We start from the raw sequence: 6,705 nt of genomic DNA on the forward strand, positions 1-6,705 counted from the left end.
AACGCGCGACCGATTACTTCGGATCGTAGCGATACACGCCGTGCCCCGTCTTGCGGCCCAGACGGCCCGCCGCCACGAGTTCGCGCAACAGCGGACACGCGCGGTATTTCGAGTCGCCGAAATCCTTCAGGAACACGTCCATCACGGAAAGGCACACGTCCAGCCCGATCAGGTCCGCGAGCGCGAGCGGGCCGATCGGATGGTTCGCGCCGAGCCGCATGCCCGCGTCGATCTCTTCCGCCGACGCAATGCCTTCCGCCAGAACGAAGAACGCCTCGTTGATCATCGGCACGAGAATGCGGTTCACCACGAAGCCGGGCGCATTCTTCACGCTGACGGGCGTCTTGCCGAGGCGCCCGGTCAGTTCGCGCACGGCGGCAGCCGTCTCGTCGCTGGTCTGCACGCCGCGAATCACTTCGACGAGCGGCAGCAACGGCACCGGGTTAAAGAAGTGCATGCCGACGAAGCGTTCCGCTTTGCCGAGCGTCGCAGCGAGCGCGGTGATCGAAATGGACGACGTGTTGGACGCGATGATCGTCTCGCCGCTCACCACGGATTCGATCTGCCGCAGGATGCGAATTTTCAGTTCGGCGTTTTCGGTCGCCGCTTCGACGACGAGGTCGACGCCTGACAGACGCTGATAGTCGGTCGAAGTCTCGATGCGCGTGAGCGCCGCATCGCGCGCCGCCGCTTCGATCTTGCCCTTCTCGACGAGCTTCGCGAGACTGGACGTGAGCGCCCCCATGCCCTTTTCGAGCGCGGCGTCCGTCACGTCGATCAGCACGACCTTCAGCCCCGCCACCGCCGATACCTGCGCGATGCCGTTGCCCATCGTGCCCGCGCCGACGATGCCGATTGTTTCGATCTTGTTTGCCATTGCTGCTCCTTTCTCCTGATTTGCGCTGAGTCATATCGATGCGCTGCACTGCACCATGGACGATACGATACCTGTTTCTCGCGCAATGACGTGTGAAAAACGGGTGGCAACCTGTCGCACGGTCCGCCTGCCGGACACGGCCGCTGGATATATCATCGGAAGAATTTCATTGAAGGCCCCGTCATGCAGCCCGTCGAACTGAACCCGAAGCGCAAGCGGGAGAACCCGCTCGTATGGATTTTCGAGCCTCTCGAACGCGATCCGGAATACTCGCGGGAACGGTTCTTCAACTTTCAGGCGGCGTATCTCGATGGCCTGCTGTATCTCGCGGTGGCAAGCGGCGACGAACCGTGGAACGGGCTGGTGGTGTGCACGTCGCATGACCGGCAAGCGGGGTTGCTCGATGACTTCCCTGCGCTCGCGCCGCATCCGGTGCTCGGCAAGTGGCTGTATGTGTCGCAGACCCATCCCGAGTTCGAAACGGTTGCGCATGAGATGGTCGCGCTTGCACGCGAGCGCGACCCGCGCATGGGCGTGCTGCCCGGCAAGCGCAAGCGGTCGCCCGATGTCGTCGAGATGAAGTCCTCGGCGCGGACGAAAAAGGCCCAGTAGCGCTTACCGCGGTACGCTCAGCCCTTCTCTTGCGAAGCGAAGTTGCCGCCGAAGGCGTGGTCGGAGACCGGAGCGTGGCAGACTGGTAGTTGCGTTTTTGCGCAAGCAAAAAAGCGCCGAAGCGAAGCGCCTTATTTCCATCCTTCGAGCCTGAGCGTCGCCCGCACCAACCGCTGCTCTTCCTGTTCGATTTCCTGCAGGCTTTCGCGCACGCCGTCGATGTGATCCGCCGCGGCCCGGTAGGCCTGCTCGGGCAGTTTGCCCGTCACCGCGTTGTAAAGCCGCGCATGCTGCCTGTCGATTCGCTTGCGATGCGGCTGCCGGTGATAGAGATTATTCACGGACGCAAACACCGAACTCAGCAGCAGCTCCGTCAGCGAGCGCAGCGTATGCACGAGCACCGGGTTGTGCGACGCCTCGCAGATCGCGAGATGAAACGCATGGTCGAGGCGCGCATGCGTGGCCGGATCGGTTTCGGCATGGTGCGCGGCGAGCATTTCCTCGTAGCGGCGCGTGATCATCATGTAATCGGCGGGCGTGCCGCGCAACGCGGCCAGACGCGCCGACTCGGCTTCGAGCATGCCGCGCACTTCGAACAGATCGTAAAGCGTGCGCGGCTGAGACGCGAGCAGATGCATCAACGGCGATTGCGGCGGCTGCGCAGTCAGGTTCGCGACGAACGAACCCTTGCCCTGCGCGGTTTCGATGATGCCCCGTGCGCGCAGCAGCTTCAGCCCTTCGCGCAAGGCCGTTCTCGATACGCCGAGCTTGTCCGTCAGGCGACGCTCCGATGGCAGCGCCTGCCCCGACCTCAGCACGCCGTCGACGATCAGCCTTTCGATGCGCTCGGCGACCACGTCGGCGATCTTGCGATCGGACTGTCTGGCGGGATTTTCCGGCTCTGAAATCACTGGTATGACCACTTGTAAAACAGGTTCTGGATGTCGCTCATGATAGCGCCAATCTCCTTTCCGCGCCCAGTTCCGCGCGCTATGCGTGGTCTCGCGGAAACCAAAAAACTGGTACGACCACCTGCCGTGTCCATCGACAGCGCTAGACGAAACGGGAACAATCGGCGGCAACACGGATAAGCGGCGCATGACACATCATGTGCGCCGGCGGAGACACCCCATGAGCTACGCCTACGACGAACGGATCGACGGACCACTCCCGTCGCATGACAAGGCCGCGCTGGTTGCCGAGCTGCAGCGTCTCGTGCCCTCGATGCAGCTGCTGCACGACAAGGAAGATCTGCGCCCGTTCGAGTGCGACGGTCTCGCCGCATATCGCACCACGCCGATGATGGTCGCGCTGCCCGATTCGATCGAGCAGGTGCAGGCGCTGTTGAGATTCGCGGCCGCGCGCAAGGTGCCCGTCATCGCGCGCGGCGCGGGCACGGGTCTGTCGGGCGGCGCGCTGCCGCTCGAACAGGGCATCCTGCTCGTGATGGCGCGCTTCAACCGCATCTTGCAGATCGACCCCGAGGCATCGATTGCGCGCGTGCAGCCGGGCGTGCGCAATCTCGCGATCTCACAGGCGGCCGCGATTCACGGTCTTTACTACGCGCCCGACCCTTCGTCGCAGATTGCCTGCTCGATCGGTGGCAATGTCGCAGAGAACGCGGGCGGCGTGCACTGCCTGAAATACGGCCTGACCGTGCACAACATCCTGAAGCTCGAAGTGCTGACCATCGACGGCGAGCGTCTGACGATAGGCTCCGAAGCGCTCGACTCGCCCGGCTTCGATCTGCTCGCGCTGCTGACGGGTTCCGAAGGCATGCTCGGCATCGTCACGGAAGTCACGGTCAAGCTGCTGACCAAACCGCAAAGCGCGAAGGTGCTGCTCGCGAGTTTCGACGATGTTGAAAAGGCGGGCGCTGCCGTCGCGCGGATCATCGGCGCGGGCGTGATTCCGGGCGGCCTCGAAATGATGGACAACCTCGCGATCCGCGCCGCCGAAGACTTCATCCACGCGGGCTATCCCGTCGATGCGCAAGCGATCCTGCTGTGCGAACTCGACGGCGCGGAATCCGATGTGCAGGAAGATTGCGATTGCGTCGGTGCATTGCTGCGTGAAGCAGGCGCAACCGATATTCGCATCGCTCGGGACGAAGCCGAACGGCAACGCTTCTGGGCGGGCCGCAAGAATGCATTCCCCGCCGTGGGCCGCATCTCGCCGGATTACTACTGCATGGACGGCACGATTCCGCGCCGCCAACTCGCACGCGTATTGCGCGACATCGCCGAACTCTCGAACGAATATGGTCTGCGAGTCGCGAACGTATTTCATGCAGGCGACGGCAACATGCATCCGCTGATTCTGTTCGACGCCAACGCACCTGGAGAAATGGAGCGCGCCGAAACGCTCGGCGCGAAGATTCTCGAACTGTGTGTCGAAGTGGGCGGCAGCATCACGGGCGAACACGGCGTTGGACGGGAGAAGATCAACCAGATGTGCGTGCAGTTCAGCAGCGCGGAACTCACGCTGTTCCATTCGCTGAAGGCCGCTTTCGACCCTGACGGTCTGCTCAATCCCGGCAAAAACGTTCCCACGCTGCATCGCTGCGCCGAACACGGCGCGATGCATATACATCACGGCAAGCTGCCGTTTCCCGAGCTGGAGCGCTTCTGATGAGACGCGAATTCGATTCGATGGACGATAGCGCGCGTCTCGTCGCGCAAGTGCAGCGCGCCGTCGCCCAGCACACGCCGTTGCGCATTCGCGGCGGCGACAGCAAGCGTTTTCTGGGCCGCGACGTGCAAGGCGAAGAACTCGACACGCGCTCGCATCGCGGCGTCGTTGCATACGACCCGACCGAACTGGTGATCACCGCGCGCGCCGGCACGCCGCTCGTCGAACTGAACGCCGTGCTCGACGACGCCGATCAGATGCTGCCGTGCGAGCCGCCGCTTTTCGACGGCAAGGGCACGCTCGGCGGCGCCGTCGCGGCTGGCCTTTCGGGACCGCGCCGGCCGTGGGCGGGATCGATGCGCGACTTCGTGCTCGGCTGCCGCGTGATCACGGGCGACGGCGATCATCTGCGCTTTGGCGGTCAGGTGATGAAGAACGTCGCGGGCTATGACATGTCGCGTCTGCTCGCGGGCAGTTTCGGCTCGCTCGGCGTGTTGACGGAGGTGTCGTTGAAAGTGCTGCCGAAACCGCGCGCGCGCCGCAGCTTCGCGCTCACGGTCGGCGCCGATGACGCGATGCGCGAGCTGTCGGCATGGCGCAAGGCCGCGCTGCCTGTGAGCGGCGCATGTTATGCCGATGGCAGGCTGCAGGTGCGGCTCGAAGGCGGAAGCGGATCGGTGAAGTCGGCCGTGGACCGGATCGGCGGAGAAGAAATCGACTGCGCGTTCTGGGATGCGCTGCGCGATCATCGGCTTCCGTTCTTCGCGGACACGCGTCCGTTGTGGCGTCTATCGCTGCCGAATGCGACGCCGTTGATGCCGTTGCCCGGCGATGTGCTGCTCGACTGGGCGGGTGCGCAGCGCTGGCTCAAGAGCGATGCGCCCGCCGCCGACATCCGTCGGCTCGCGCATGCGGCGGGCGGTCACGCGACCTGCTTCACGCCGTCGCCCGATCGCGAGCCGTTCCAGCCGCTCGCCGCGCCGCTGCTGCGCTATCAGCATCAATTGAAACGCCGCCTCGATCCGAGTGGCGTGCTGAACCCTGGCCGACTGTACGCCGATCTCTGAAGCGAGCGCGATCATGCAAACGAATCTCGACTCTCACGCGAAGACCCTGCCCGATGCAGCCGAAGCGGAAAGCATCCTGCGCTCGTGTGTGCATTGCGGTTTCTGCAATGCGACGTGTCCGACGTATCAACTGCTCGGTAATGAACTCGACGGACCGCGTGGGCGTATCTATCTGATCAAGCAGTTGCTCGAAGGCGAACCTGTCAGCGACAGGACGCAACTGCATCTGGACCGGTGTCTGACGTGCCGCAATTGCGAAACGACGTGTCCGTCGGGCGTGACGTATCACCGGCTGCTCGATATCGGGCGCGCCGAGCTCGAACGGCGTGTGGAGCGGCCCGTCGGCGAGCGGCTGGCGCGCAAGGGCCTGCGGACGGTGATTCCGCGGCCTGCTGTGTTCGATGCCTTGCTGAAGACGGGGCGCGCTTTGCGGCCATTGTTGCCTGCCGGCGTGCAGGCGAAGATTCCGGCGCGTGCCGCCGTGCCTGCGAAAGCGCGTCCCGCGTTGCGTCATGCGCGTCGCGTGTTGATGCTCGAAGGTTGCGTGCAGACTTCGTTGTCGCCGAATACGAATGCGGCTGCGGCGCGCGTGCTCGATCGGCTGGGGATTAGCGTGGTGTCCGTTCGCGAAGCCGGGTGCTGTGGGGCGACTGACTATCATCTGAATGCGCAGGACGCAGGGCTGGATCGGGCGCGGCGCAATATCGATGCGTGGTGGCCGGCAATCGAAGCCGGCGCCGAAGCGGTCGTGCAGACGGCGAGCGGCTGTGGCGCGTTCGTGAAGGAATATGGGCATCTGTTGCGTAATGATCCGCTTTATGCGGCGAAGGCCGCGAGGGTGAGTGCGCTGGCGCGCGATCTCGTCGAGGTGCTGGGTGCGGAGCCGCTCGATGCATTGCGGCCCGCTGATGATGCCGTCGCGAAGCGGGTCGCGTTTCATTGCCCTTGCACGTTGCAGCATGCGCAGAAGCTCGGCGGCGCGGTGGAGAGTGTGCTTGCGCGGTTAGGGTTCGATCTTGCTGCTGTGCCCGATGGGCATCTTTGCTGCGGCTCGGCGGGGACGTATTCGATTACGCAGCCTGAGCTCGCGCAGAAGTTGCGGGATAACAAGATGCTGGCGCTTGAGAGTGGCAGGCCGGATGTTATCGCTACTGCGAATATTGGTTGCCAGATGCATCTCGACGGGGCTGGGAAGACACAGGTGCGGCACTGGATTGAGTTGGTCGAGGAAGGGTTGGGAGTGTAAGGGTAGGTTTTGGGGTGCGCTTTTTTGCGCTGGCATCCGATTTGTTAGCGTGCTTCACGCGGCGTCCCTTGTGCGCTTGCCTTTTCGCTCGCATCCGCGTTACGTTAGCGTGCTTCACACGTCGCCCCTGTGCGCTGGCATCCGCGATGCGTTAGCGTGCTTCACGCGTCGCCCCTGTGCGCTTGCCTTTGCGCCGGCATCCGCGATGCGTTATCTAGCTTCACGCGTCGCCCCTGTGCGCTTGCCTTTGCGCTGGCATCCGCGATGCGTTA

The 6,705-nt window shown here is 63.9% G+C and carries 6 protein-coding genes; 4 read left to right on the forward strand and 2 right to left on the reverse strand.

Features of this window, described 5'->3' with window-relative positions; all coding sequences use genetic code 11:
- Positions 1-13: 13 nt before the first annotated feature.
- Positions 14-877 carry a 3-hydroxybutyryl-CoA dehydrogenase gene (locus tag KFO72_RS28340; RefSeq protein ID WP_054930910.1) on the reverse strand — a complete coding sequence of 288 codons (864 nt, stop codon included), beginning with the start codon at positions 875-877 and terminating at the stop codon, positions 14-16.
- 183 nt (positions 878-1,060) lie between these two features.
- On the opposite strand from KFO72_RS28340, the gene KFO72_RS28345 reads away from it, so the two are divergent.
- Complete coding sequence (locus KFO72_RS28345) at positions 1,061-1,489, forward strand: hypothetical protein (RefSeq protein ID WP_054930911.1); 429 nt, start codon at positions 1,061-1,063, stop codon at positions 1,487-1,489.
- Between the two features lie 131 nt (positions 1,490-1,620).
- Here the strand turns inward: KFO72_RS28345 and glcC are convergent, their stop codons facing one another.
- Entirely contained in the window at positions 1,621-2,397 is a 777-nt protein-coding gene (glcC, locus tag KFO72_RS28350; RefSeq protein WP_054930918.1) for a transcriptional regulator GlcC, read from the reverse strand.
- A 223-nt stretch (positions 2,398-2,620) separates the two neighbouring features.
- Between glcC and glcD the strand changes: the two genes are divergently transcribed.
- The 3 genes from glcD to glcF are packed head-to-tail and all read left to right on the forward strand — an operon-like array spanning position 2,621 to position 6,433.
- On the forward strand, positions 2,621-4,120 hold the full coding sequence (gene glcD, locus KFO72_RS28355; protein ID WP_054930912.1) for a glycolate oxidase subunit GlcD: 1,500 nt from the start codon (positions 2,621-2,623) through the stop codon (positions 4,118-4,120).
- Positions 4,120-5,187, forward strand: a complete 1,068-nt coding sequence (gene glcE, locus KFO72_RS28360; protein ID WP_054930913.1) for a glycolate oxidase subunit GlcE — start codon at positions 4,120-4,122, stop codon at positions 5,185-5,187. Before glcD ends, glcE begins: the two co-directional genes overlap by 1 nt.
- 13 nt (positions 5,188-5,200) lie before the next feature.
- The gene (gene glcF / locus KFO72_RS28365; protein WP_062918253.1) at positions 5,201-6,433 is read left to right on the forward strand and encodes a glycolate oxidase subunit GlcF; all 1,233 of its coding nucleotides are present in this window, start codon (positions 5,201-5,203) and stop codon (positions 6,431-6,433) included.
- Positions 6,434-6,705: the final 272 nt, after the last annotated feature.

Source organism: Paraburkholderia sp. XV, assembly GCF_020177535.1.
GTDB classification, from domain to species: Bacteria; Pseudomonadota; Gammaproteobacteria; order Burkholderiales; family Burkholderiaceae; genus Paraburkholderia; species Paraburkholderia caribensis.